A 25,429-nucleotide genomic window follows, 5' to 3' on the forward strand; every position below is an offset into this window, starting at 1 on the left:
TTTCAGGTGTGAATCGGAACTAAGTTAATGCAATGTGATTTGTTTATGCGAGATCGCGTTGATCTGCGCGCGAATCATTTCGCTAATGGGATCTTCCGGACACTGCTCAACGAAATAGTTCAAATCATGTAACGCCACATGCTCACAGTCGAGCTGGGCATAAATAAGCCCGCGGTCGCGAATTTCATACGGATCTTCAGGGTTAAACTGGAGCAGTACCTCGCTGGCACGCAGTGCCAGCTCCATTTGCCGCTCTTCCATCAGTGCGGATTTTAGCGTATCCAGCAACTTGCGAATAACCTCTGAATTATCGGCTTCATCAAGATCTTCGTTAAAAAGCTCAGCCACCGGGCTAATGTTACCTTTCAACCACACATCCAGCGTATGCTCATCCAGCGTATCGCCGTTAAAGGGATTAATTAACCACATCTCCCCATCCAGCCACTCTGCACGCAGGATCATCTGCGTTGGAAAAATGACCGGTACTAGCGGAATATCCAGGCGATGAGCCACCCACAGCAAAATGGCACCCAGCGCAACGGCGCTGCCCTGACGGTTTTTTAACACCTGGTCCAGCCACAATGCATCAGAAAGACGATACACGCCACGCGTGTCGCAGAAACCCCATTCGCCGTAGAAAAGCTCAACCAGCTTCTCTAATTGCCAGTCCTGCGGGCGGGCCTGATTGATCTCTTCGCGCGCCAGGCTGACCAGATTCTCCAGCTCATCGTAGACATACTGTGACGTAAAGTCGTCGCGAATCATCTCAGAAATCAGGATCATGCCATCGCAGAGCGGCACTTTGTTAAATTCGAAATCGGCTAAGGACCTCATGACTTACCCCAGTAACGGTATTCTTGTGGTGGCGAGTTTAATGATGATGTACAGCACCACCAGGCCCAGCAGAAAGGCAATAAACCCCGTCTGCTGGCTGCGCGGACGATGACGCCCAAGCGCGATAAAACCCAAAACGATGTAGATGATAACGCCAAACAGCTTTTCAGTCAGCCATGCGCCTTTATCAGTAAATGGCAGATAGCCGGTCTTCCACATTAACCCCGCGCCGGAAAGGAACAGCACGGTGTCGATACAGTGCGGCGCGATGCGTACCCAACGCGCGTTAATCAGCAGATTATTGCTGTAGCGCCACCAGTAACGGACGATAAAAAAGCCGATGGTCAGGGCTACGGAAATCAGGTGAACGGAGATCAGCACCGTAAACACGCTCACGACCACTGCCCCAGCGTCAGGCGTTCATTGCCGCCGTAATCGCGACAGGTTTCCACTGCGGTGTACCCTGCCTGCGTAAACAGCGCACGAACGGCTTCCCCTTGCGTCCAGCCATGTTCCACCAACAGCCAGCCACCGGAAAGTAAATGTTGCCGTGACGTTGTCACAATGTGATCAAGATCGGCTAACCCTTCGTTAGCGGCAACCAGCGCCGTCAGCGGTTCAAAACGAACATCACCCTGCGCGAGGTGCGGATCGTGTTCGTCGATATAGGGCGGATTGCTGACAATCATCCCAAAAGTACGGTTCTTAAGGGCGGCAAACCAGCTGCTTTGCAGGACAGAAACATTGTTCAGCCCCAGACGTTCAACGTTACGCTGCGCGAGTGCCACCGCATCAGGCATGACGTCCACCGCCGTCACGGTGCAGTCCGGCCGCTCGCTGGCAAGCGCCAGCGCTATCGCGCCAGTGCCCGTACCAAGATCGAGTATGTGGCATGGCTGCGCCGGTAACCGCGCCAGCGCCTGCTCCACCAGACACTCGGTGTCGGGGCGAGGGATCAGCGTTGCCGCCGAGACGTACAGCGGCAGAGACCAGAACTCACGTTCCCCGACCAGATGCGCCACAGGCTCGCCCGTTTTACGGCGGGCAAGCAGCGCGTCCAGCTTCGTTTGCTGTTCAGCGGTCAACCCGGTTTCCCCGAACGCCAGCAGGTACGTGCGGGCTTTACCCGTCACAAAACCCAGTAAAATCTCGGCGTCGCGGCGTGGGCTTTCGCTGGCAGAAAGCTCACTTGCGGCATGGCGTAACCAGTGCTGAAAATCCATTATTCCTGCTCGGACAAGGCCGCCAGCTGGTCGGCCTGGTATTCCTGCACGACAGGCTCAATCAGCATGTCGAGCTTGCCTTCCATCACTTCGTCCAGCCGGTACAGCGTCAGGTTGATGCGGTGATCGGTTACACGGCCCTGCGGGAAGTTATAGGTACGGTTACGATCGCTGCGATCGCCGCTGCCCAGCAGGTTACGACGCGTAGACGCTTCTGCCTGCTGGCGTTTCGCCACTTCGGCGGCGCGGATACGCGCACCGAGCACGGAGAGCGCTTTGGCTTTGTTCTTGTGCTGCGAACGTTCGTCCTGACACTCCACCACAATGCCGGTTGGCAGGTGGGTAATACGGATGGCGGAGTCAGTGGTGTTAACGTGCTGACCGCCCGCCCCTGAGGAACGGAAAGTATCGATGCGCAGGTCCGCGGGGTTGATGTCCGGCAGTTCCGCGTCCGGCAGCTCAGGCATGACCGCGACCGTACAGGCGGAGGTGTGAATACGTCCCTGCGATTCCGTGGCAGGCACGCGCTGCACGCGGTGGCCGCCGGATTCAAACTTCAGGCGGCCGTAAACACCGTCGCCGCTGATCTTGGCGATAACTTCTTTAAAACCACCGTGCTCACCTTCGTTGGCGCTCATGATTTCCACACGCCAGCGACGCGCTTCCGCGTAACGGCTGTACATGCGGAACAGGTCACCCGCAAACAGTGCCGCTTCGTCGCCGCCGGTTCCGGCGCGAACTTCCACAAACGCGTTGCGTTCGTCGTCAGGATCTTTTGGCAGCAAAAGCACCTGGAGCTGCTGCTCCATCTCTTCAGAACGCGCTTTCGCATCCTGCAACTCTTCCTGCGCCATTTCACGCATTTCAGGGTCGTCGAGCATCATCTGCGCGGTTTCAATATCTTCCTGGACCTGTCGCCAGTCGGTAAAGCATTTAGAAACATCACTTAACTGCGCGTACTCACGCGACAGCGCGCGAAAACGTTCCTGGTCTGCAATGGTCCCGGCATCACCGAGCAGCGCCTGTACTTCTTCATGGCGCTCGTGCAGAGCTTCCAGTTTGGCGACGATAGAAGGCTTCATAGGCGTAAATGCACCTTGTAATAGAAAATGGGTGTAGGGCGCTATTCCAGCCCGAGGCTGTTGCGCAGAATAGTCAGGCGTTCATCGTCCCCGTCTCGGGCAGCCTGCTGAAGAGATTTGGTTGGGGCATGGATCAGGCGGTTGGTCAGTTTCCAGGCCAGATCCTGCATAATAGCTTGCGCGTCGCCGCCCTGTTCCAGGGCCGCTAACGCTTTGGCAGTCAGGTCATCACGCACCTGCTCTGCCTGCCCGCGATACTCGCGGATCGTCTCGCTGACGCTTTGCGCGCGCAGCCAGGCCATAAACTCGCTGGTTTCCTGCTCGACGATGGTTTCCGCCTGCATCGCCGCCGCTTTACGCTGCGCAAGGTTGTGCGAAATGATGCTTTGCAGGTCATCCACGCTGTAAAGATAGGCGTTTGCCAGTTTGCCGACTTCCGGCTCGACATCGCGCGGAACCGCGATATCCACCAGCAGCATCGGCTGATTACGGCGGGATTTCAGCGCACGCTCCACCATCCCTTTACCGATAATCGGCAGCGGGCTGGCGGTAGAACTGATAATAATGTCCGCCTCTTTCAGGCGTTCATCAATGTCGCTCAGCGCAATGACTTCTGCGCCCACTTCGTCCGCCAGCACCTGCGCACGTTCGCGGGTACGGTTCGCGATAATCATCTTTTTCACTTTATGTTCGCGCAGATGGCGGGCCACAAGTTCGATGGTTTCACCGGCACCCACAAGTAACACCGTGACAGTCGACAGCGACTCAAAAATTTGACGCGCCAGAGTACAGGCTGCGAAAGCAACAGAAACCGCACTGGCACCAATGTCGGTTTCGGTTCGCACACGCTTTGCGACGGAGAAGGATTTCTGGAACATACGTTCCAGCTCGCTGGCTTTAAGATGCCCTTTTTGCGAATCCGCAAAGGCTTTTTTGACCTGACCGAGAATTTGTGGCTCGCCGAGCACCAGCGAATCCAGACCGCTGGCCACGCGCATCAGGTGGCTGACCGCATCGTTGTCATGATGCCAGTACAGACTATTACGCAGCTCTTCTTCGTCGAGGTTGTGGTAGTCACATAACCAGCGAATTAACGCTTCGTGCAGGTTGTCCTGCTCTTCCACGCTTAAGTACAGCTCGGTACGGTTGCACGTCGAGAGCACCACGCCGCCCTGCACCATCGGTTGTGCAAGCAGGCTGTCCAGCGCCAGGTCGAGCGTATCCGGCGAAAACGTAACGCGTTCTCGCAACGAAACCGGGGCTGTTTTGTGGTTAATACCGAGTGCTAATAGGGTCATGTTGAGCGGGAGTAGTACCAGCGTTAATAAGGTTAGCAGGTCGCATCATACAGGATGCGCGAGATCAATAAAAGAGACTGCCCCCTTTCGGAGTAATAGCTTACACAACGCTTTGAGATAATTTGAACGTAGACGGTAGCACCCTGTGACGCTAGCATTAACAGTTATAACTGCAACGTATCTCAAGGATTTGTCATCATTATGACCCGACTGATTCGCCTGCTGCCTCTGGCGGCGCTGGTTCTGACCGCGTGTTCCATCACCCCGCCCAAAGGACCAGGCAAAAGCCCTGACTCGCCGCAGTGGCGTCAGCACCAGCAGGACGTGCGCAATTTAAGTCAGTACCAGACCCGCGGTGCCTTTGCTTACCTGTCTGACGAGCAAAAAGTGTACGCCCGCTTCTTCTGGCAGCAAACGGGGCAGGACCGTTACCGTCTGCTGTTGCTCAACCCGCTGGGCAGTACCGAGCTGGAACTCATCGCCAGACCGGGTGAAGCGCAGATCACCGACAACAAAGGGCAGCATTACACCGCCACCGATGCGGAAGAAATGATCAGCAAGCTGACCGGCATGCCTATCCCGCTGAACAGCCTGCGCCAGTGGATACTCGGCCTGCCGGGTGACGCGACCGATTACACCCTCGATGACCAGTACCGTCTGAGCCAGGTGAATTACACCCAGAACGGCAAAAGCTGGAAAGTGGTTTACAGTGCCTATGACAGCAACACGAAACCGTCGCTGCCATCCAATATGGAACTGACGCAGGGCAGCCAGCGCATCAAGCTGAAAATGGACAACTGGATCGTTAAATGATGACCCACTGGCCCTCACCTGCAAAGCTGAACCTGTTTTTATACATCACCGGGCAGCGTGCTGACGGGTATCACACCCTGCAGACGCTGTTTCAGTTTCTTGACTACGGCGACACAATCTCTATTGAGCTACGTCAGGACGGGCAGATTCGTCTGCTGACGCCGGTTGACGGCGTAGAGCATGAAGATAACCTGATCGTGCGTGCCGCACGCCTGCTGATGAAGGCGGCGGCGAATACCGATCGGCTGCCTGCGGGCAGCGGCGCAGATATCCACGTTGAAAAGCGTTTGCCGATGGGCGGCGGTCTGGGCGGTGGCTCTTCTAATGCGGCTACCGTACTGGTTGCGCTGAATCACCTTTGGGGCTGTGGGTTATCGAAAGACGAGCTGGCAGCCTTAGGGTTGACGCTGGGTGCGGATGTGCCGGTGTTTGTGCGCGGTCATGCGGCGTTTGCTGAAGGCGTTGGTGAGATACTTTCGCCCGTGGAGCCAGCGGAAAAATGGTATCTGGTTGCCCACCCTGGCGTGAGCATTCCGACCCCTGTTATTTTCAAAGATCCTGACCTGCCAAGAAATACCCCGGTGCGGTCAATAGAAACGTTATTAAATTGTGAATTCAGCAACGATTGCGAGGTTATCGCAAGAAAACGTTTTCGCGAGGTTGATGCGGTGCTTTCCTGGCTGTTAGAATACGCGCCGTCGCGCCTGACTGGCACAGGGGCCTGTGTCTTTGCTGAATTTGACACCGAGTCCGCCGCTCGTCAGGTGCTTGAGCAAGCGCCGGTTTGGCTGCATGGTTTTGTAGCACGCGGGATGAACACCTCCCCCCTACAGCACGCCATTCTGGCGCAGACTGAGTTTCGGTGACAACGTCACCCTGTTCCAGACGTTGCATCGCGCTCTTTAATACACCGCCTGGATAGCATTTCGCTTAGGCCCCGCAGTTAGCGGCGAATGCTATCCACCACTGGACGCATGCCTGAGGTTCTTCTCGTGCCTGATATGAAGCTTTTTGCTGGTAACGCCACCCCGGAACTAGCACAACGTATTGCCAACCGCCTGTACACTTCCCTCGGCGACGCCGCCGTAGGTCGCTTTAGCGACGGCGAAGTCAGCGTACAAATTAACGAAAATGTACGCGGTGGTGATATTTTCATCATCCAGTCCACCTGTGCTCCAACGAACGACAACCTGATGGAACTGGTTGTTATGGTCGACGCCCTGCGTCGTGCTTCCGCAGGCCGTATCACTGCTGTAATCCCTTACTTTGGCTATGCCCGCCAGGACCGTCGCGTCCGTTCCGCGCGTGTGCCCATCACGGCCAAAGTTGTCGCTGACTTCCTGTCAAGCGTAGGCGTTGACCGCGTTCTGACCGTTGACCTGCACGCCGAGCAGATCCAGGGCTTCTTCGATGTTCCGGTTGATAACGTATTCGGCAGCCCAATCCTGCTGGAAGACATGCTGCAGCTGAATCTGGACAACCCAATCGTGGTTTCTCCGGACATCGGTGGTGTGGTCCGTGCACGTGCTATCGCAAAACTGCTGAACGATACCGACATGGCAATCATCGACAAACGCCGTCCGCGTGCTAACGTGTCTCAGGTGATGCATATCATCGGTGACGTTGCTGGCCGCGACTGTGTGCTGGTTGATGACATGATCGATACCGGCGGTACGCTGTGTAAAGCAGCTGAAGCCCTGAAAGAGCGTGGTGCCAAGCGCGTGTTCGCTTACGCGACTCACCCGATCTTCTCCGGTAATGCGGTGAATAATCTCCGTAACTCCGTTATCGACGAAGTTGTGGTTTGCGATACCATTCCATTGAGTGATGAAATCAAAGCGCTGCCAAACGTGCGTACTTTGACCTTGTCCGGAATGTTGGCCGAAGCGATTCGTCGTATCAGCAACGAAGAATCGATCTCAGCAATGTTCGAACACTAAGCGAACATGGCCGAAAAACCCGCTGCGGCGGGTTTTTTTGTCTCTGATATGTATTTGTATGATTAATGCCTCCTTCACCTGCCATTCACATGACAGATGATGCGCACACGGATGAAAGATAATTGTGAAAAACGTAACTTCCTCACATGTTCTGCCCTTTCGCGCCCTCATCGACGCTTGCTGGAAAGAGAAATATACCTCGTCACGTTTTATACGTGACGTCATCGCCGGGATCACCGTCGGTATTATCGCCATACCGCTGGCGATGGCGCTGGCGATTGGTAGCGGCGTGGCACCGCAGTACGGCCTTTACACCTCGGCTGTCGCCGGGATTGTGATTGCGCTGACGGGCGGCTCACGCTTCAGTGTTTCCGGGCCGACCGCTGCTTTTGTGGTGATCCTTTACCCGGTTTCTCAGCAGTTTGGCCTGGCTGGCCTGCTGGTCGCCACCTTGATGTCCGGCGTCTTTCTGATCCTGTTTGGCCTGGCCCGCTTTGGTCGGTTAATTGAGTACATTCCCCTTTCCGTGACGCTGGGGTTCACATCCGGGATTGGCATTACCATCGGAACAATGCAGATCAAAGATTTTCTTGGCTTGCAGCTGACGCACGTGCCTGAACATTACCTGCAAAAAGTCGGAGCGCTGCTGATGGCGCTACCGACCCTCAACGTGGGTGATGCCGCGATTGGGATTGTCACCCTGGGGACGCTGATTGCCTGGCCTCGTTTGGGCATTCGTCTGCCGGGGCATTTGCCTGCGCTGCTGCTGGGCTGTGCGGTGATGGCCATCGTTAATTTATTCGGTGGAAACGTCGCCACTATCGGCTCACAGTTCCACTATGTTCTGGCGGATGGTTCTCAGGGTAGTGGTATTCCACAGCTATTACCGCAACTGGTTCTGCCGTGGGATATGCCTGGCTCCAGCTTCACGCTGAGCTGGGATTCGCTGCAGGCGCTGCTGCCCGCCGCCTTCTCAATGGCGATGCTGGGGGCGATTGAATCCCTGCTGTGCGCCGTGGTACTGGACGGTATGACCGGCACCAAACATAAAGCCAACAGCGAGCTGGTTGGTCAGGGGTTAGGGAATATCATCGCGCCATTCTTTGGCGGTATCACGGCAACGGCCGCCATTGCCCGCTCTGCGGCCAACGTGCGCGCAGGGGCCACCTCACCGGTTTCGGCGGTTATTCACTCCGTGCTGGTGATCCTCGCCCTGCTGATCCTCGCGCCGCTGCTTTCATGGCTGCCACTTTCGGCTATGGCGGCTCTGCTGCTGATGGTGGCGTGGAACATGAGTGAAGCGCATAAGGTGGTAAATCTGCTGCGCCGTGCGCCAAAAGACGACATCATCGTCATGCTGATCTGTATGTCCCTGACCGTGCTGTTCGATATGGTTATCGCTATCAGCGTGGGCATCGTGCTGGCCTCGTTGCTGTTTATGCGCCGCATTGCGCAGATGACACGCCTCTCACCGGTTAACGTTGAGGTGCCTGACGATGTGCTGGTGCTACGCGTGATCGGCCCGCTGTTCTTTGCCGCTGCCGAAGGTCTGTTTAGCGATCTGGAGTCCCGCATTGCGGGCAAACGCATTGTTGTGCTGAAATGGGATGCCGTGCCGGTGCTGGATGCCGGTGGCCTGGATGCCTTCCAGCGCTTCGTTAAGCGTCTGCCGGAGGGTTGCGAGCTGCGGGTCAGTAACCTGGAATTCCAGCCGCTGCGCACCATGGCACGCGCTGGCGTACAGCCAATCCCCGGTCGCCTGGCTTTTTATCCCGATCGCGAAGCCGCGCTAAAGGATCTGTAATCTGCAACCGCAAAAAAAACGACTCTGAAAAGAGTCGTTTTTTATGTTCTTTATTGCAACGCACTAACTGTGCTTATGCTGGTCACGGCGGCAACGTTTGTCGTAATGGCGCACCCACCAGTATCTGTCACTCACCTGTTCGTGGCCGCTCACACGCGCCCCTGCCAGCCACAACACTGCACCAATAAAGATGCTCAGCACCGCGCCATGCGCGAAGTATTGTGGAAGGTCAAGCTGCGGTAACTGGTTTAAAATAGAATAACCCACACCGACGACCATCACCAGGAGTCCCAACCCCATCAGTACGTTACCGAGTATCGAAGCGTTTTTGCGTTTCATATGTCACCTCCGGAACCTGGGTTGTAAGGGATAATCCCCTAATCCTTGTGTGTAAAGTATAGACAACACCGCTTATATGAGTTGCGTGAATGATCACAATTACAGACGACGTCCGGACAAAAGTTTACAAATAAGCGCCTGAACAGCTTGAAATTCTAATGGTTCAGACCAGTAATTATTCACATTTCCGCCTGACTGCCCCATAACTTTGTCAAGCGGCTCGCCAGACAGTAAACTACGCGCCAGATCTGGAACCCATTAGGAATTGAATCGTGACGATTAAACTGATTGTCGGCCTCGCCAACCCAGGCGCAGAATATGCAGCGACCCGCCATAATGCCGGTGCCTGGTATGTCGATCTGCTGGCCGAACGGTTACGAGCCCCGCTGCGTGAAGAACCGAAATTCTTCGGGTATACCTCACGCATCAACCTTGCCGGTGCAGATGTACGGCTGCTGGTGCCCACCACCTTTATGAACCTGAGCGGCAAAGCCGTGGCGGCAATGGCAACGTTTTATCGCATCAATCCGGATGAAATTCTGGTTGCTCATGACGAGCTTGACCTGCCCCCTGGTGTGGCAAAATTTAAACTCGGCGGCGGTCATGGCGGTCATAATGGCCTGAAAGACATTATCAGCAAACTGGGGAATAACCCGAATTTTCACCGTTTGCGCGTGGGAATCGGTCATCCGGGCGATAAAAACAAAGTTGTGGGTTTTGTTCTGGGTAAGCCTCCGGTTTCTGAGCAAAAATTAATTGATGAAGCGGTAGACGAAGCGGCGCGCTGCACTGAAATCTGGCTCAAAGAGGGCTTAACAAAGGCGACAAATCGCTTACATGCCTTTAAAGCGCAATAATCAGGGCAATACGGCTTTTTTGCCGCGCACCCTGCAGGTTACGTGTATAATAGGCGTAGTTATTTACTTTTCTTCAATCGGTTATCTCTAACGGATTGATTATCAAGATATTAAGGTGATTTAGAAATGGGATTCAAATGCGGTATCGTCGGTCTGCCAAACGTGGGCAAATCCACCCTGTTTAACGCGCTTACCAAAGCGGGTATCGAAGCGGCGAACTTCCCGTTCTGTACCATCGAGCCAAACACTGGCGTTGTGCCAATGCCCGATCCGCGTCTGGACCAGCTTGCGGAAATCGTTAAGCCACAGCGCATTCTGCCAACCACCATGGAGTTCGTGGACATCGCGGGCCTGGTTAAAGGGGCTTCCAAAGGTGAAGGTCTGGGCAACCAGTTCCTGACCAACATTCGTGAAACCGAAGCGATCGGTCACGTTGTGCGCTGCTTCGAGAATGACAACATCATCCACGTGAATAACAAAGTGGACCCGGCAGACGACATCGATGTTATCAACACCGAACTGGCGCTCTCTGACCTCGATACCTGCGAACGCGCTATCCACCGTGTGCAGAAGAAAGCGAAAGGCGGCGATAAAGACGCAAAAGCTGAACTGGCCGCGCTGGAGAAGTGCCTGCCACAGCTGGAAAACGCGGGCATGCTGCGCGCGCTGAAAAACCTGACCGAAGAAGATAAAGCTGCGATCAAATACCTGAGCTTCCTCACTCTGAAGCCAACTATGTACATCGCGAACGTCAACGAAGACGGTTTTGAAAACAACCCGTATCTGGACAAAGTGCGCGAAATCGCCGCTGCTGAAGGTTCTGTCGTGGTTGCCGTCTGTGCCGCCGTTGAATCTGACATTGCTGAACTGGACGACGCCGACCGTGAAGAGTTCATGGCGGAGCTGGGTCTGGAAGAGCCTGGCCTGAACCGTGTGATCCGCGCAGGCTACGAACTGCTGAACCTGCAGACCTACTTTACCGCTGGCGTAAAAGAAGTCCGTGCATGGACCATCCCGGTTGGCGCGACTGCGCCGCAGGCAGCGGGTAAAATCCACACCGATTTCGAGAAAGGCTTTATCCGTGCTCAGACCATCGCGTTTGAAGACTTCATCACCTATAAGGGTGAACAGGGTGCGAAAGAAGCCGGTAAAATGCGTGCAGAAGGTAAAGATTACATCGTTAAAGATGGCGACGTGATGAACTTCCTGTTCAACGTTTAATCCTCTCCATCCTGCTTACAAAATCCACGCCGTTGCGTGGATTTTTTATTTCTCGCCGGACGCGGTTAGATAATAACGTTAATACGGAGCGAGAAGCCGGGCATACGGCTGACGCGTCATCTCACTAAATCCCTTAATCAACACGGCATCGCAAACGCCTCTGTATTCCGGTGCTTTTACCAGCGCATTCAGCGCATCCCGAAGGGCATGCAGGGTGTCGGCTGATGTCGCACGGGAGGTGATTAACGGCAAACCCGGCGTCAGTGGAGTACAATCAATCACTGCCAGTCCTTCAGATAATTGTGGTTCATGGCGTTGCAGCAGCGTATACGTTACGCAGTCGATAGCCGCGATGTCCCCTTCCCCGCGCCTTACAGCCCTCAATGATTGGCGATGGCTGCCGCTAACGTTCATCTGCGAGAAAAATCGTCCGTTAACTGCGAGCGGTGCCACCTTTTTCAGCAGGGCGTTATAGCCTGACTGGGAATCGAGCGAGTTACATACCGCACGCCGCCCGCGAAAATCGGCAAGCTGATGATGTTTATCTTCCTCACGCACCACCAGAAAACTGCGGTACTGCTCCCCTTCGCAGCCCGGTGCAGAGTAGTGAAAACAGCCGACAACCTGCACGTCTGGCAACTGTGTGACCAGCGGATAGCCGCAGGTCTGGCTCAAAATAAGCCGGGGATCTCGCCAGTGTTCCAGCAATTCCACGTCCGGTGCACCTGGCGCAGCATCGCCCACCGCCACGCCGCGCGCGGCCAGCAGCGTTTGAACTACCCGCCATAACGCGTCGGTATTTGCGCGATCCACAGCATACATCGGGAACGCCAGCAGGTTACTCATTCCCCTAATCCTTTTTAATTCCCGGATGAACGGTAATGTCCACCGCCTTGCCCCAGAACTGGCGAAGCCATTCGCCGTATCCTTTCACCAGAAAACCGTGGTTTCGCTGTTGATAATCGTCGCGATTTCGCAGATAGATACTCTTCAACCCGTACCAGGGTACACCAGGGAGATCGTGGTGCACTGAATGATAGTTGAGATTTAAAAACAGCACCTGCCAGAACAGTCCGGCCTCGTTAATCACCGACCGCGCCAAAGGATCGTCCGCCGCGCGATGTTCAAGGAAGGAGCGCACCTTAGTCAGCGCCAGCGCAGGGTAGCTCACCGCCAGCACAAACCAGAGAGGTGAGAAACCGATGTGATCCATCCAGGCGAAAAGCACAACCAGCAGCGCAACATGCACCAGCCACATCACTATCGCCCGAAGGTGACGCTGCCGAAACGCCACCACCGCGCTGTTGAGTGTCTGAACAATATCCAGCAGCGGTGCCAGCAGCACGCGTCCGATAAAGGTATTCCGCGCGTGGATGAGCCTTTGCTGCCACGGCGAAAACCGCGCCCAGCTCTCTTCGGTAAAATAGTATGACTCCGGATCATCCACCGGAACAGTCAGGTGATCGTTACGGTGATGGGCCAGGTGGGAATCCCGGTACAGACCATACGGATACCAGACAGCCAACGGCAGCGTGCCGAAAAGCTGGTTAATCCGCGGGAAACGCGTGGGATGACCATGAATTAACTCATGCTGAAGTGACATATACCAGGCGGTAAACCAGACAAGCAGCAGCGTGGCGGGCAGCAACCCCAGCGTTTGCCAGTACGCCAGCGTGGAAAACCAGCCGCCGTAAAGAGTGATGATTAAGAGCCAGGTTGGTAGTTCACTTCGCCACAGAAAACCCGCGGCGAGATGATGAATCTCATTGCGTTGTTGTTCATGCAAATAGAGGGAGTGTCGTTTACCCATTCCGTCAGACGCCGTTTCCGTCAGTAACTATTGAGCATGACGATCCCGGATAACGTCTGAAATAACAAACAACTTAAATCGCTTTGCTTTGCCAAAAGTGATACAGCCCCCGCAACTCCGGCTTGACTTATTCTGTGTTAAAGGTACTTTTCAGGACATGAAGAAGATCCTGATTATCGTTCCTGACGGCGGCATGCTGTTTGAAGCCGCCGGTATCGCCGACATTCTGATGCAGGCCAACCGGCTGCACCCGGAAGGCACGGCCCATCCCTGCTATCGCATTATCATTGCGACCACCCAGCCTCACCAGGTGATCCACGGCCAGTCCGGGTTAAACCTGCTGGCAGACTACCGCCTGCCGGAGCTGGACCCGCGCGAGCCGCTGGACACCATCATCATTACCGGGCGTGGCATGAACGAGCAGGAGAGCACCGCCGTGGTGGACTGGCTGCATCTTGCTGCTCCGCATGCGCGTCGGATTGCCTCCATTTGTGGCGGTGCGATGCTGCTGGCACAAACCGGTTTGCTTGATGGACGGCGCGCGACGACGCACTGGCGGTTGCTGGAAACCATGCAAACGCTGTACCCGGCAATCACGGTTGAAGGCGGCCCGCTCTATATCCAGGATGGCCCAGTCTGGACCTCAGGAGGCGTCAGCTCCGGGTTCGATCTCACGCTGGCGCTGGTTGAGGACGATTACGGTTTTTCCCTCGCCCGCGATGTCGCCCAGGATATGGTGATGTATCTGCGCCGCCCTGGCGGACAATTGCAGTTCAGCCGTTATAACCTGCAGCATTCCGGCTCCACCGGCCCGATTAGCGAGCTACAGACCTGGATACTGCAAAACCTCACCGCCGATTTGTGTGTGGAAAATCTGGCGGAAAGAGTCGCCATGAGTCCACGCAATTTCACCCGCGTGTTTACTCGCGATACGGGCGTCTCTCCGGCGCGTTATGTGACCGAAGCACGCCTTGCCGCCGCTCGCCAGCTGCTTGAGCAAACAGCGGAGACGCTTGAGAACATTGCGGAGAAAAGTGGTTTTGGCAGCAGCATCAATCTGCGCCGCGTTTTCGAGAAACAACTTCATCTCACGCCGGGTGAATACCGCCAGCGCTTCCACTGCCGCAAAATGGCGTAATGTGATCCTTTTTTGTCGTTTACGCCACTTAGCCTGACGCCTACAGTAACGCCAGACAACACTGATAAGGAGTCCATCATGGTTAAGGTCGGTATTAACGGTTTCGGCCGTATCGGGCGTAATGTTCTGCGTGCAGCGCTGGGTAATCCGGAAATTCAGATTGCCGCTATCAACGATCTGACAGACAGCAAAACGCTTGCTCATCTGCTGAAATATGATTCCCTGCTCGGTACGCTGCCAGTTCCTGTTGAAGCGGCAGACGGCGCTCTGCAGGTGGATGGTCAGCGGATCACGGTGTTTAGCGAACGCGACCCGGCAAATATCCCCTGGCGTGATGTCGGCGTTGACGTGGTGATTGAAGCGACAGGTTTCTTCACCGAACGTGACAAAGCCGCGGTGCATATTACGCACGGCGGGGCGAAACGCGTCATCATCTCCGCACCAGGCAAGAACGACGATCTGACGATCGTGATGGGTGTCAACCACACGCTGTACGATCCCGCTCAGCACGTTGTGGTGAGTAACGGCAGTTGCACCACGAACGGACTCGCTCCGGCGGCTCAGGTGTTGCATCAGGCGTTCGGTATTGAGCATGGGTTAATGAATACCACCCACGCCTATACCAACAGCCAGGCGCTGCACGATCAGCCGGAGAAAGATCTGCGTGGTGCGCGAGCTGCAGCGCTGTCGATTGTCCCTTACTCCAGCGGGGCGGCTAAAGCGCTGGGCAAAGTGATCCCTGAGCTGGATGGGCGTCTGACCGGGTATTCTCTGCGCGTTCCTGTTCCGGTAGTGTCGATTGTCGATTTAACGGTAACGCTAAGCCGTGATGTCACCGCCGACGAGGTGAATGACGCGTTCCGCAAAGCCGCCACCAGCGGAGCACTGAAGGGGATTCTGGGTTACAGCGATGAGCCGCTGGTCTCCAGCGATTACCAGGGCGACCCGCGATCGTCCATTATCGACGGGCTCTCAACGCTGGTCATTGGCGGCAACATGGTCAAGATCCTGGCGTGGTATGACAACGAGTGGGGCTTCTCGAACCGACTGGTGGACCTGGCCGTGTGGATGGATAAGAAAGGGTTGTAAGCTCACCTCATTCCCTCTCCTCCGGGAGAGGGAACAGGGCTACTCCGCCTTAACTCTGACGCCCATAAACACGATCACCATTGCGGTCACCAGCAACAAGCCGCTCCCCATGAATACCCCGCTGGCACCGTTGAGATCGAACACCGCACCGCCCCCTGCCGCACCCGCGCTTATCGCCAGCTGGATGGACGCCACCAGCAGCCCTCCGGCACTTTCTGCTTCATCCGGAACCGTGGTTGCAAGCCAGGTTGACCAGCCCACCGGCACCAGGCCAAAGGCAAAGCCCCACAGCGCGACCAGTAACCCGTCCAGCATCGCCAGATGACCAAACGCCACCATGGTCAGCGCCAGTACACCCATCACAAAAGGCACCAGCGCCAGCGTCAGACGTAAGTTGCGTGCCAGCAGATGTCCGGCGAGAGACGTGCCGACAAAGTTGGCGAGCCCGAAGCCCAGCAGGATCAGCGAGATGCTTTCCACACTCGCCTGCCCGACGGTTTCCAGGAACGGACGCAGGTAGGTGAAGAAGGCGAAATGACCGCTGAAGATCAGAATCGTCGCCAGCATCCCGCCGATCATTCCCGGACGTCGCAGCACGCGGAATAACGTTCCCAGACTGCCGCTACTTTCCGGTTTCATTGACGGGAGCACCCACAGCTGCCACAACAGCGCCAGCATGCTAGGCAAAATACAAAGGATAAAGACGTTACGCCAGCCAATCAGGCTACCCAGATAACTCCCCAACGGCGCAGCCACTACCGTTGCAATCGACACGCTGGAGAAGATCACCGCCAGCGCTTTGGGCACTTTATCGGCAGGCACCAGACGCATTGCCGTGGCGGTGGACATCGCCCAGAATCCCCCAATCGCGATACCGAGCAGCAGACGTCCCATCAACAGCACATGCAGCGTGGGCGCGAAAGCAACCAGCAGGCTGGAGATAATCTGTAAAACAGAGAAGAACATCAGTACCCAACGACGGTCGATGCTTTTGGTGGCTGACGTGATAAGCAATCCGGTGACCAGCGCCACCAGGGCGGTGGCGGTCACGGCTTGTCCGGCCATGCCTTCCGTCACGCCCAGGCTTGCCGCCATCGGCGTTAATAAACTGGCTGGCAGGAACTCCGCCGTAATCAAGCCAAACACCCCCAGCCCCAGAGAATAGACGGCTCGCCAGGCGGGTTTTGCGGGCGTAGCGGCCTCTCTCGCTGCGACACATGTGTTCATCTGTTGTACTCCCGTTATAAAAATGTGACTAATGTCGCAAAAGCATAGAGTGTTCCTAATGGACGATCTATGACATATAATCTCCACTTATTGATTATTCGTCCGGAGTTGTGCCGATGAGCGTCCAGTCACCCGATTTAATCAGCGAGCTTTTACGGGGTATGCGCCTGTCGGGCGTGAAATACCGGCGGATCGAAGCCAGCTCACCGTTTGGCGTGGCATTTCAGCAAGCGCCTGGGAAGGCACAGTTTCACTTCGTGAGCCACGGTACGGCACTGCTGCGCATGGAGAGCGGCGCGACGTTCGGGTTGAATGGCGGCGATGCCTTATTCATCCCAAACGGCAACGCCCATGCCCTCCTCTCTGACGAACATGCGAACGTGACGCCGGTGAATGCCTTTCCAAGCGAGCCAATATGTAACTCGGTCTGCGCCATTCGCTGCGAACCCTGCCCGGAGAGTGAGAAGACCGTTATCTTCAGCGGATGCATGGATTTTGAGCTTGGCGGGATGCAGCCGCTGATTAAGGCGATGCCGGAAGTGATGATGGTAAGCCGGTTAATGTCCACCTGGCCGGAGATCCACCCACTGCTGGCGGCCATGGAGCGTGAGTCGATGACGCGTCAGGTCGGGTTTGCCGGAATACTGGCACGTCTGGCGGATGTGGTCGCCGCGCTGATTGTGCGCGGCTGGGTAGAAGCCGGGTGCGGCAAAGCCACGGGTTGGGTACAGGTGCTACGCGATCCCCGTCTGAGCCGGGCGATTTATGCCATGCATCAGCAACCTGGCGTAAACTGGAGCGTGGCAGATCTGGCGAAAGAGGCGGGCACATCGCGCTCCGTATTTGCTGAACGTTTTCTCTCGGCTACGGGCACCACGCCGGCAAAATACCTCGCCGAGTTAAGGATGCGGCTGGCGATCCAGTACATACGCCATGAGCATCAGCCTGTCGAAACCGTCGCGCTGCGTCTGGGATACGGGTCGCTGGCGGCGTTTAGCCGGGCGTTTAAGCGCATCGTCGGCCATGCGCCGGGAACATTGCGGGAAGCCAGCCAGGCCCCGGAAGAGGTCTGACCGGCAGGTCCATCAGAAGTAATATTTGAAGCGCACGCGGCCGCCATAGCGATCGTCGTTTTTATCGTTACCTTCTTTAGGCGACGCGTTCACCCAGGACGCATACGCCCCCAGATAGATGTTGAAGTTTTTCATCTTCATCACGTTTGGGATCAGGTATGACGTATGGATGGTATGAATGTCATATTCGCCGGGATCGGTGATCCAGCAGTCGTTATCGCAATCCGCATCAAACGTGGAGGCGTTAAATTCATCGATTTCGTTGTGAGCATAGATATAACCCAGCTCAAAGTTGTGCCACAGGCCGTTAATCCCGGTGGTCAGGTCTGTCTCGTCAGCCGCATCCAGATAAGCCGTGTTGACATTCACGACGACACCATCTTCCGGATCAGTTTTGAGCCCGTCCCAGGTGAGGGTAAAACCGTAGCCCGTGCGGTCAGACTGATCGACCCAACGCCCCGCATCATCCCGATATCCGTAAGCGTTGTTGACCAGGTTGGTCTCCATCGCCACGGCGGTTGAAAACGGCCCGTCCTGCCACGAAATGACCGGGCGCACGTATGCCACATTTTTGTCGTTTTCAAGTTCTGCACCGTGATAACGCTGATCGACAAACAGATCGCTTCCATCCTTAAACAACGTATTCAGCTCGAAATACCAGTTATCCAGCGTTTTGCTCATCAGGAAGTTACCGCCACTGTCGGTACGGCCACGTCCCTCTTTCAGCATATAGATATAACCGTAGCCGTCGCTATAGAGATCGTCTGCGGTATTACCGGAATATTCAACAAAGGTATCCTGATTAAGCGGAAACATATCGTAGGCTTCGAAGCGTCCGACTTTCACTTCCCAGTCGTTTTCTGTGCCAAAGAAGAATACTGCATCATCAAGATACATTTGTCCGACGAGATCTCCCAGCGGCTGAACAGAGAAGCCAGCAAAATTACCGTTATCCATTTTTCGATAGCCATCAAAGCCGAGCAAAATACGTCCGTTAATATCCCAGCGCTCTTTATCTCCGGGAGCCCAGTCATTATTAGCGCTTTGCTTAACAGAGGTCAGACTGCCAGTTTTACTTGCTGCGTCCATATTAAATTCCACATCGCCGTAGAATTTAATATCACCGAAACCAGACAACGTGAGCTTCGGTGGCGCGTCTGCGTTTACGGGCTCCGCCGACTGTACTGCAACGGTTGTCGCTGGCTGGCTGGCCACCTGCTGTTGTTTTAATTCCTGGATTTGCGCTTCCAGTTGCGCCAGTTTTTCTTCCACGCTCAACGGCGTTTGTGCAGCAAACAGAGCCCCCGAATAGAGCGCCCCCATAACGACAGCTATTTTATTTAGTTTCATAGAATCCATCCTGATAACAAAAGTGAACACCCAAAAAGATGAGTTCCGCAATTTCGTATAAATGCCGACAAAGACGCTATTATGTTTTTTGGTATGGGTGTTATGTTTTTTACTTTGTGTGACTCTCGCAGAAACTTTCCACCTATTTTCGTTTTAAAACAGAACGTGACTCACATTATTAAATACGGCTTCAACCCATAACCACAACCAATATTAAAAAGAATCTTTAATATAATATTTAATATCAATTATTCCTGAGGATTTATTCCCTTCAAAAATATTCTCCTGCCACCCCTGCGCTGCGACCGCAGCGGTAAATCGTCTGGTTGTGCGCAAAATGGGATGTTCAACACGCGAAGCGGGCAATATTCGTCTAAGGTTTTCAGGTGATTGACAACAGCGGTCACGCTGTTCAGCGAATACAGGAGATGAACCGATGATAAGACCTCGTAGACTACGCCCTGCTCTTTTGCATCTTGCGCTGGGAGGCGCACTACTCGGCGTTACCACGTTGGGTTATGCAGACGATCAGCTAACGAGCCAGAAAACCTCACCCGACATTCTGTTTGGCCCACTCTTTAATGATGTTCAGAGCGCGAAACTGTTCCCGGATCAAAAAACCTTTGCGGATGCGGTCCCCAAAAGCGATCCACTGATGATTCTGGCGGATTACCGGATGCAGCGTACCCAGTCTGGTTTTGACCTGCGCCACTTTGTGGAAATGAACTTTACCCTGCCGACGGAAGGCGAAAAATATGTTCCCCCCGCAGGTCAGAACTTACGTGAACATATCGACGATCTGTGGCCTGTGCTCACCCGCACAACCGACAAAGCCAGCAAATGGGATTCACTCCTGCCGTTACCGAAATCCTACGTGGTGCCCGGCGGGCGTTTCCGCGAGGTCTATTACTGGGACAGTTACTTCACCATGCTGGGCTTAGCCGAGAGCGGGCACTGGGACAAAATCAGCGATATGGTGGACAACTTCGCCTATGAACTGGATACCTGGGGCCATATTCCTAACGGCAACCGCAGCTATTACCTGAGCCGCTCTCAGCCACCGTTCTTCTCTTTAATGGTGGAACTGCTCGCCACCCACGACAGCGATGCGCTGAAAAAATACCGTCCGCAGATGGAAAAAGAGTATGCCTACTGGATGGATGGGGTTGACGCACTGCAGCCTGGTGACGCCAGCAAACGGGTGGTGAAGCTGGACGATGGCTCCGTTCTCAACCGCTACTGGGATGACCGCGACACGCCGCGCCCGGAGTCCTGGCTGGATGATGTGACCACGGCCAAAAACAACCCGAATCGCCCGGCCACGGAGATCTACCGCGATCTGCGTTCTGCCGCCGCCTCAGGCTGGGATTTTAGCTCCCGCTGGATGGACGATCCGCAGAAACTCGGCACAATCCGCACCACCAGCATTGTGCCGGTGGATTTGAATGCGCTGATGTTTAAGATGGAAAAACTGCTGGCGCGGGCAAGCCAGGATGATGGCGATGCCGCCAGCGCGAGCAAATATGAAGCGCTGGCGACGGCGCGTCAGAAAGCGATTGAAAGCCACCTGTGGAATGAAAAAGAGGGGTGGTACGCCGATTACGATCTTAAAAGCAAAAAGGTGCGTAATCAGCTGACAGCGGCCGCGCTTTTCCCGCTTTACGTGAAAGCGGCGGCGCAGGATCGTGCCGACAAAGTCGCGGCAGCTACCGCTTCTCGCTTGCTGAAACCGGGCGGTATTTCCACCACCACAATCAACAGCGGCCAGCAGTGGGATGCACCGAACGGCTGGGCACCGCTGCAGTGGGTCGCGACCGAAGGATTGCAGAATTACGGGCAAAACAAGGTGGCGATGGATGTAACGTGGCGCTTCCTGAAAAACGTTCAGCATACCTATGATCGCGAACAGAAACTGGTGGAGAAATATGACGTTTCCTCGACGGGCACCGGCGGAGGCGGCGGAGAATATCCCCTGCAGGATGGGTTCGGCTGGAGCAATGGCGTGACGCTGAAAATGCTGGATCTGGTATGTCCGAAAGAGAAACCGTGTGACAGCGTGCCGGAGAATCAGCCTGCGGCGAACGACGATGTCGCGCCCGCGAAAAGTGCGGCGCAGTAATTCCCCTGCGGCCTGATGGCCTCACCTTACCCCTCTCCCGGTGGGAGAGGGAAAAGGTCGTCAGAAACGGTAACTTGCTCCTAACTGATAGGTCCGGTCACGCCCAATCCAGCAGTGAGTCTCGTCGTAACAGGTCAGCGTCTCTTTGTTGGTAATATTCTGCGCACTGGCTTTTAGCGTCAGCCCTTCCAGCGAGGGCAAAAGTTCGCCCATCCGGTAGGATGCCGCCAGATCGTATTGCGTCGTGCCACCCAGTTTGCCCGCTTCGTTGGTCGGTGAAATCTCCATCGCCCCGGTGTAGCGCACCCCGCCCCCCAGCATAAGTCCCTTTAGCGGCGTGCTGTCGAAGGTGTAATCCCCCCACAGGTTGAAGGCATTCTCCGGCACCTGCGTAGGGCGTTTCCCTTTGTATTTATCATCTTCCGTATTGATAGCGTGCGTGTAAGCATAGTTCGCAATCAGCGTCAGATTATCCGTCGGACGGCTGACGGCAGACAGTTCTGCACCTTTAGATTCCACTTCCCCGGTCTGGCGGTAGTTCAGGAAGCCTGGGTCGCTCGTCACCACATTTTTCTGGCGAATGGTGAACACCGACGCGGTAAAGGTGGTGGCGTACTCTTCCAGCAGGTATTTCAGACCACCTTCGACCTGCTTGCTGGTCGTCGGCTTAACGTCTTTCGCTGTCAGCGTTCCCTGCGGCGACACCGGGGCGAAGCCTTCGGCGTAGCTGATAAACGGTGCGAGGCCATTCCCGAAGGTGTAAAGCGCCCCCAGACGTTTGGTGAGACGATCCTGCGCCACCCACGCTTTATCGTCGTGCTGCAGATAGTCTGTGGTGACAGAGCGGTAATCGTCATAGCGCAGGCTGGCCAGCAGGTTCAGCCCGCCAAATTCCACCAGATCCTGCAGGTAATAGCCATTCTGCTGGTAACTCAGGCGGTTTTTCTGCACGGTATAAAGCCCCAAATCGCCCGTGTGGATCTGCGAATAGTCAGGGTTGCGCATATCAATGCCCGGCGTGGTGGCGGACGCGTAGCGATAGCGGAAGTGCGAGTTCAGTTTCTGATAGTCAAACCCCGCCAGCAGGTGATGCTGCCATTCGCCCAGCGCAACCGTTTTGGTGACCTGGTTGTCAATGTTGAAGCTCTGAAGATTTTCATCCGTGGTGTAAGCAAAACGATTGAGTTGATAGACCTCGCTGCCCGGCCCTGTTGAATAGACGCTTCGCTGATGGGTATCGACATCGAAATAGCGCGCTTTCTGATTAACCCCCCAGCCGTTATCAAACTGATGCTCAAAATGGTAGCCCATCATCCACTGGCGCTGTTTGAAACCACTCCACTCATCACCGGCATAGTCGCGCCTGTCGGCATATTTCGAGCGCAGGTATGAAAGCGGCAACGGATCAGACGGCGACAGGCCCGGCGTATTTTGCGCCAGCGTATCGATTGTGAGACGCGTTTTGCTGTCCGGTTGCCAGGCCACAGACGGTGCCAGCAGATAATTTTCATCACGCGTGGTGTGTGGTTGATCGTCACCTTCCGTTGCTTTACCCAGCAGACGGTAGTTCCAGTCGCTTTCCGCAATCTGCCCGGTGGAATCAAGGAAACCCTCTTTCAGGTTGCGCGTTCCGGTGTTGAAGCCCGCCTCGGTGCGGGACGTTTTTTGCGGCTTTTTGCTCTGGATGTTGACCAGGCCGCCCGGCGATCCGCCGCCATAGAGCACGGATGCGGGTCCCTTCAGAATATCGACGCTCTCAATGAGCAGCGGATCGATACGCGCTTTGGTGTTCCCGGTAACGTTATACGGCAACTGAAGCCCATCGTAGAACTCCTGATCGACGGTAAAGCCACGGATTTTGTATTCGCTCATGTAGGACGTATTACCGCGCATCTCGGTCGATACCCCAGGGGCATAGCGCAGGATTTCGTTTACTGAACGGGCATGACGCTTCTCAATCTCCTGCGCTGAAACGGTGTTGATCACCTGCGGCGTTTTACTTTCAGCAACAGCCGATTTGGTGGCGCTGTTGGTCCAGACCGGGAGCGCGCTGTCCTGCTCAGCGCCCGTCACCACGAGGGTCGTTTCTTCGGCGAAAGCCGGTCCCTGCAATGCCAGCGCGACGGCTCCTGCCAACGCACATAACGCAAAACGTGAGGTGTTCATATTGTCGTCTTTATTATTAGATGATATTGGGAACGACAATTATTATCATTTAGGTAGGCAAATCAATATGGCCAAAAAAAACGGCTCTCCAGGGAGAGCCGCTTTCGATAATCTTATGCCCGTCTGAGTAACCTGAATATGCCCAGCACGACGATTGCGCCGACCACTGCGACAAGGAAACTGTGCAGATCAAAGCCGCTGATACTGCCGCCGAAACCAAACATGGTAGCCAGCCAGCCGCCCACCACCGCACCCACGACACCGAGAACGCAGGTCAAAATAAAGCCGCCGCCATCATTCCCCGGCATGATAAGTTTAGCGATAGCGCCAGCGATAAGGCCAAAAATAATCCAGGCGATAATACCCATAGCGATGCCCTCTTGCAGGTTTAACGCATGTGCAGAAACGCTTCTGCGCAAGTCACTTAAGTATAGGCTATCGGCGTAAAACTGGTTTCATCTCACCGACTTAAATTGCTGCCGCGATGAAAAAACTCACAGGTTTGTATTAAGTTTCACATCAGGCTGCCGATAATTCAGAGACAGTCTGTCACACATCGAGGAGCCATCTGGCGTGAGTAATTACAGTGAGCAGTTCCTGAAACAAAATCCGCTGGCTGTATTAGGAGTGCTGCGCGACCTGCAAAAAGGTGAGGTGCCGCTGCGCATCACCTGGTCAACCAATCAGTTTATCAGCAAGATCCTTGATGTCTCGCCGGAGCGCCTGATTATCGACCTGGGTAGCCAGGAGTATGAAAACCGCGCGGCGCTACGGGCAGAAAAAATCTCGGTGATGGCAGAAACGCAGGGTGCAAAAGTGGAATTTATTCTGCCTCGTCTGGCGCTCAGCGAGTATCAGGGGCTGCCCGCTTTTGTCACATCGTTTCCCTCTAACCTCTGGTTCGTACAGCGCCGCGAATATTTTCGCATCAGCGCCCCGCTGCAGCCGCCCTATTATTGCAAAGCCCGAATGCCGGACAAAAAGGAGTTCCGCTTCCGACTCTTTGATCTGTCGCTGGGCGGGATGGGGGCATTGATGGACACGCCAAAACCCGAAGGGCTGGTCGAAGGCATGCGCTTCTCGCAAATTGAACTGGATCTGGGAGGCTGGGGACGGTTCTGGTTTGATGCGCAACTGATTGCCATCAGCGAGCGTAAAGTGGTGGACAGCAAAAACGAGACTATTACCACACCGCGTCTGAGCTTCCGTTTTCTGAATGTCGGGCCGGGTGCAGAGCGTGAACTGCAGCGTATTATTTTCTCGCTGGAACGCGAAGCGCGGGAACGTGCGAATAAAGTTCTGTAACGCGCGTCGGGCAGCGTGGCTGCCGCCCGACAATGGCTTTACATGGCATCCATCGCTTTCTGTACTTTCCAGATATAACGCGGAGCCTGTGGTGCCGGATGGTTCTTCACCACATGCTCAAAGAACTCGTCTTTGTCCATGCCGTTTATCTCTTCAATCGCTTCTTTGCGATCGGAGGAGAAGGTTCTGAGCAGCGCACCTGCGCCATTCACGTAAGAGACCACCAGCGCGTATTGCATCACCTCAGGATCTTCGATGCCTTTCAGCACCCCATGCTCCAGAATGCTCAGATAAGCCGTTCCCATTGAGATGTTGCGTTCCGGGTTTTTCAGCTCGCTGGTCGAAGGCTGTCCGCTCCAGCCCATGTAACGATAGACTTCTCTTCCGGCCGTCGAGGCTTTAAGCTGCATCAGCCCCACGGCATTTGATTTACTGACAAGCGAAGGGTTTCCCCCGGATTCCACCGCGATAATCGCCGTGACCAGACGCGGACTCACGCCCCAGGCTTTCCCGGCTTGTTCGCTGATTGGCATCCACTGCATCGCCCGTTTCACCGGCACTTCCGGGTTCCAGCGCGGGTTTTGATAATCATGTTTTGAACTACAGCCAGCAAGCAACACAATCAAAAAAGCAAACCATCTCAATTTCACGTCATCTATCCTTATAGCCGGTCATCGCGGTGCGCCGCCCCTTGAAGCGGGCAGCGTATAAGCGGCATGATATAGACAATTAGTTTCTCAT

24 protein-coding genes are annotated in these 25,429 nt (G+C 55.2%); 11 read left to right on the forward strand and 13 right to left on the reverse strand.

From position 1 onward, the window contains the following. Nucleotides 1-24 precede the first annotated feature (24 nt). Genes sirB1 through hemA form a run of 5 tightly spaced genes read right to left on the reverse strand, consistent with a single transcriptional unit; the run spans nt 25 to nt 4,437 of the window. On the reverse strand, nt 25-834 hold the full coding sequence (gene sirB1 / locus EoCCA6_RS02570; RefSeq protein ID WP_152081343.1) for an invasion regulator SirB1: 810 nt from the start codon (nt 832-834) through the stop codon (nt 25-27). Between the two features lie 3 nt (nt 835-837). Next, nucleotides 838-1,224 carry an invasion regulator SirB2 gene (gene sirB2 / locus EoCCA6_RS02575; protein ID WP_373308808.1) on the reverse strand — a complete coding sequence of 129 codons (387 nt, stop codon included), beginning with the start codon at nt 1,222-1,224 and terminating at the stop codon, nt 838-840. A 2-nt stretch (nt 1,225-1,226) separates the two neighbouring features. After that, entirely contained in the window at nt 1,227-2,057 is an 831-nt protein-coding gene (gene prmC / locus EoCCA6_RS02580; protein WP_152081345.1) for a peptide chain release factor N(5)-glutamine methyltransferase, read from the reverse strand. Beyond that, nucleotides 2,057-3,139, reverse strand: a complete 1,083-nt coding sequence (gene prfA, locus EoCCA6_RS02585; protein WP_152081346.1) for a peptide chain release factor 1 — start codon at nt 3,137-3,139, stop codon at nt 2,057-2,059. The genes prmC and prfA overlap by 1 nt, the downstream gene beginning before the upstream one ends. Nucleotides 3,140-3,180: 41 nt before the next feature. After that, a complete protein-coding gene (gene hemA / locus EoCCA6_RS02590; protein ID WP_152081347.1) occupies nt 3,181-4,437 on the reverse strand; it encodes a glutamyl-tRNA reductase in 1,257 nt (418 codons plus the stop codon). A 201-nt stretch (nt 4,438-4,638) separates the two neighbouring features. Here hemA and lolB point away from each other — a divergent pair, with 201 nt between their 5' ends. The 4 genes from lolB to dauA all read left to right on the forward strand — a co-directional run bounded on the left by lolB (nt 4,639) and on the right by dauA (nt 8,994). Next, complete coding sequence (lolB, locus tag EoCCA6_RS02595) at nt 4,639-5,250, forward strand: lipoprotein insertase outer membrane protein LolB (protein ID WP_152081348.1); 612 nt, start codon at nt 4,639-4,641, stop codon at nt 5,248-5,250. Continuing rightward, the gene (ispE, locus tag EoCCA6_RS02600; RefSeq protein WP_152081349.1) at nt 5,247-6,116 is read left to right on the forward strand and encodes a 4-(cytidine 5'-diphospho)-2-C-methyl-D-erythritol kinase; all 870 of its coding nucleotides are present in this window, start codon (nt 5,247-5,249) and stop codon (nt 6,114-6,116) included. Before lolB ends, ispE begins: the two co-directional genes overlap by 4 nt. Nucleotides 6,117-6,242: 126 nt before the next feature. After that, complete coding sequence (gene prs / locus EoCCA6_RS02605) at nt 6,243-7,190, forward strand: ribose-phosphate diphosphokinase (protein ID WP_003856663.1); 948 nt, start codon at nt 6,243-6,245, stop codon at nt 7,188-7,190. 124 nt (nt 7,191-7,314) lie between these two features. Next, on the forward strand, nt 7,315-8,994 hold the full coding sequence (gene dauA / locus EoCCA6_RS02610) for a C4-dicarboxylic acid transporter DauA (RefSeq protein ID WP_152081350.1): 1,680 nt from the start codon (nt 7,315-7,317) through the stop codon (nt 8,992-8,994). Between the two features lie 63 nt (nt 8,995-9,057). Here dauA and ychH read toward each other — a convergent pair whose 3' ends face one another. Continuing rightward, entirely contained in the window at nt 9,058-9,333 is a 276-nt protein-coding gene (ychH, locus tag EoCCA6_RS02615) for a stress-induced protein YchH (RefSeq protein WP_152081351.1), read from the reverse strand. Nucleotides 9,334-9,605: 272 nt separating this feature from the next. On the opposite strand from ychH, the gene pth reads away from it, so the two are divergent. Both pth and ychF read left to right on the forward strand, forming a co-directional pair. Then, the gene (gene pth, locus EoCCA6_RS02620; protein ID WP_049005084.1) at nt 9,606-10,190 is read left to right on the forward strand and encodes an aminoacyl-tRNA hydrolase; all 585 of its coding nucleotides are present in this window, start codon (nt 9,606-9,608) and stop codon (nt 10,188-10,190) included. Between the two features lie 126 nt (nt 10,191-10,316). Then, entirely contained in the window at nt 10,317-11,411 is a 1,095-nt protein-coding gene (gene ychF / locus EoCCA6_RS02625; protein ID WP_010432886.1) for a redox-regulated ATPase YchF, read from the forward strand. Between the two features lie 78 nt (nt 11,412-11,489). On the opposite strand, the gene EoCCA6_RS02630 is transcribed toward ychF, so the two are convergent. Next, nucleotides 11,490-12,257, reverse strand: a complete 768-nt coding sequence (locus EoCCA6_RS02630; protein WP_152081352.1) for a phosphate/phosphite/phosphonate ABC transporter substrate-binding protein — start codon at nt 12,255-12,257, stop codon at nt 11,490-11,492. 4 nt (nt 12,258-12,261) lie between these two features. Next, the gene (locus tag EoCCA6_RS02635; RefSeq protein ID WP_152081353.1) at nt 12,262-13,221 is read right to left on the reverse strand and encodes a fatty acid desaturase; all 960 of its coding nucleotides are present in this window, start codon (nt 13,219-13,221) and stop codon (nt 12,262-12,264) included. Nucleotides 13,222-13,378: 157 nt separating this feature from the next. Here EoCCA6_RS02635 and EoCCA6_RS02640 point away from each other — a divergent pair, with 157 nt between their 5' ends. Together EoCCA6_RS02640 and gap are read left to right on the forward strand one after the other, a co-directional pair. Then, entirely contained in the window at nt 13,379-14,359 is a 981-nt protein-coding gene (locus EoCCA6_RS02640; protein ID WP_152081354.1) for a GlxA family transcriptional regulator, read from the forward strand. A 78-nt stretch (nt 14,360-14,437) separates the two neighbouring features. Beyond that, entirely contained in the window at nt 14,438-15,448 is a 1,011-nt protein-coding gene (gene gap, locus EoCCA6_RS02645; protein WP_152081355.1) for a type I glyceraldehyde-3-phosphate dehydrogenase, read from the forward strand. 39 nt (nt 15,449-15,487) lie between these two features. On the opposite strand, the gene EoCCA6_RS02650 is transcribed toward gap, so the two are convergent. Further along, nucleotides 15,488-16,675 carry an MFS transporter gene (locus EoCCA6_RS02650; protein WP_152081356.1) on the reverse strand — a complete coding sequence of 396 codons (1,188 nt, stop codon included), beginning with the start codon at nt 16,673-16,675 and terminating at the stop codon, nt 15,488-15,490. Nucleotides 16,676-16,791: 116 nt separating this feature from the next. Between EoCCA6_RS02650 and EoCCA6_RS02655 the strand changes: the two genes are divergently transcribed. Next, the gene (locus EoCCA6_RS02655) at nt 16,792-17,748 is read left to right on the forward strand and encodes an AraC family transcriptional regulator (protein ID WP_152081357.1); all 957 of its coding nucleotides are present in this window, start codon (nt 16,792-16,794) and stop codon (nt 17,746-17,748) included. Nucleotides 17,749-17,760: 12 nt separating this feature from the next. Here the strand turns inward: EoCCA6_RS02655 and EoCCA6_RS02660 are convergent, their stop codons facing one another. Then, the gene (locus tag EoCCA6_RS02660) at nt 17,761-19,098 is read right to left on the reverse strand and encodes a carbohydrate porin (protein ID WP_152081358.1); all 1,338 of its coding nucleotides are present in this window, start codon (nt 19,096-19,098) and stop codon (nt 17,761-17,763) included. A gap of 436 nt (nt 19,099-19,534) precedes the next feature. On the opposite strand from EoCCA6_RS02660, the gene EoCCA6_RS02665 reads away from it, so the two are divergent. After that, entirely contained in the window at nt 19,535-21,217 is a 1,683-nt protein-coding gene (locus EoCCA6_RS02665; protein WP_152081359.1) for an alpha,alpha-trehalase, read from the forward strand. Between the two features lie 60 nt (nt 21,218-21,277). Here the strand turns inward: EoCCA6_RS02665 and EoCCA6_RS02670 are convergent, their stop codons facing one another. Next, nucleotides 21,278-23,383: a TonB-dependent siderophore receptor gene (locus tag EoCCA6_RS02670; RefSeq protein WP_152081360.1), complete on the reverse strand. Its 2,106-nt coding sequence runs from the start codon at nt 23,381-23,383 to the stop codon at nt 21,278-21,280. 113 nt (nt 23,384-23,496) lie between these two features. After that, on the reverse strand, nt 23,497-23,751 hold the full coding sequence (locus EoCCA6_RS02675) for a GlsB/YeaQ/YmgE family stress response membrane protein (protein WP_010432765.1): 255 nt from the start codon (nt 23,749-23,751) through the stop codon (nt 23,497-23,499). Between the two features lie 205 nt (nt 23,752-23,956). Between EoCCA6_RS02675 and ycgR the strand changes: the two genes are divergently transcribed. After that, the gene (gene ycgR, locus EoCCA6_RS02680) at nt 23,957-24,688 is read left to right on the forward strand and encodes a flagellar brake protein YcgR (protein ID WP_152081361.1); all 732 of its coding nucleotides are present in this window, start codon (nt 23,957-23,959) and stop codon (nt 24,686-24,688) included. 38 nt (nt 24,689-24,726) lie between these two features. Here the strand turns inward: ycgR and emtA are convergent, their stop codons facing one another. Next, nucleotides 24,727-25,338: a membrane-bound lytic murein transglycosylase EmtA gene (gene emtA, locus EoCCA6_RS02685; protein ID WP_152081362.1), complete on the reverse strand. Its 612-nt coding sequence runs from the start codon at nt 25,336-25,338 to the stop codon at nt 24,727-24,729. Nucleotides 25,339-25,429 lie beyond the last annotated feature (91 nt).

The sequence above is a fragment of the Enterobacter oligotrophicus genome (assembly GCF_009176645.1).
Taxonomy (GTDB): domain Bacteria; phylum Pseudomonadota; class Gammaproteobacteria; order Enterobacterales; family Enterobacteriaceae; genus Enterobacter; species Enterobacter oligotrophicus.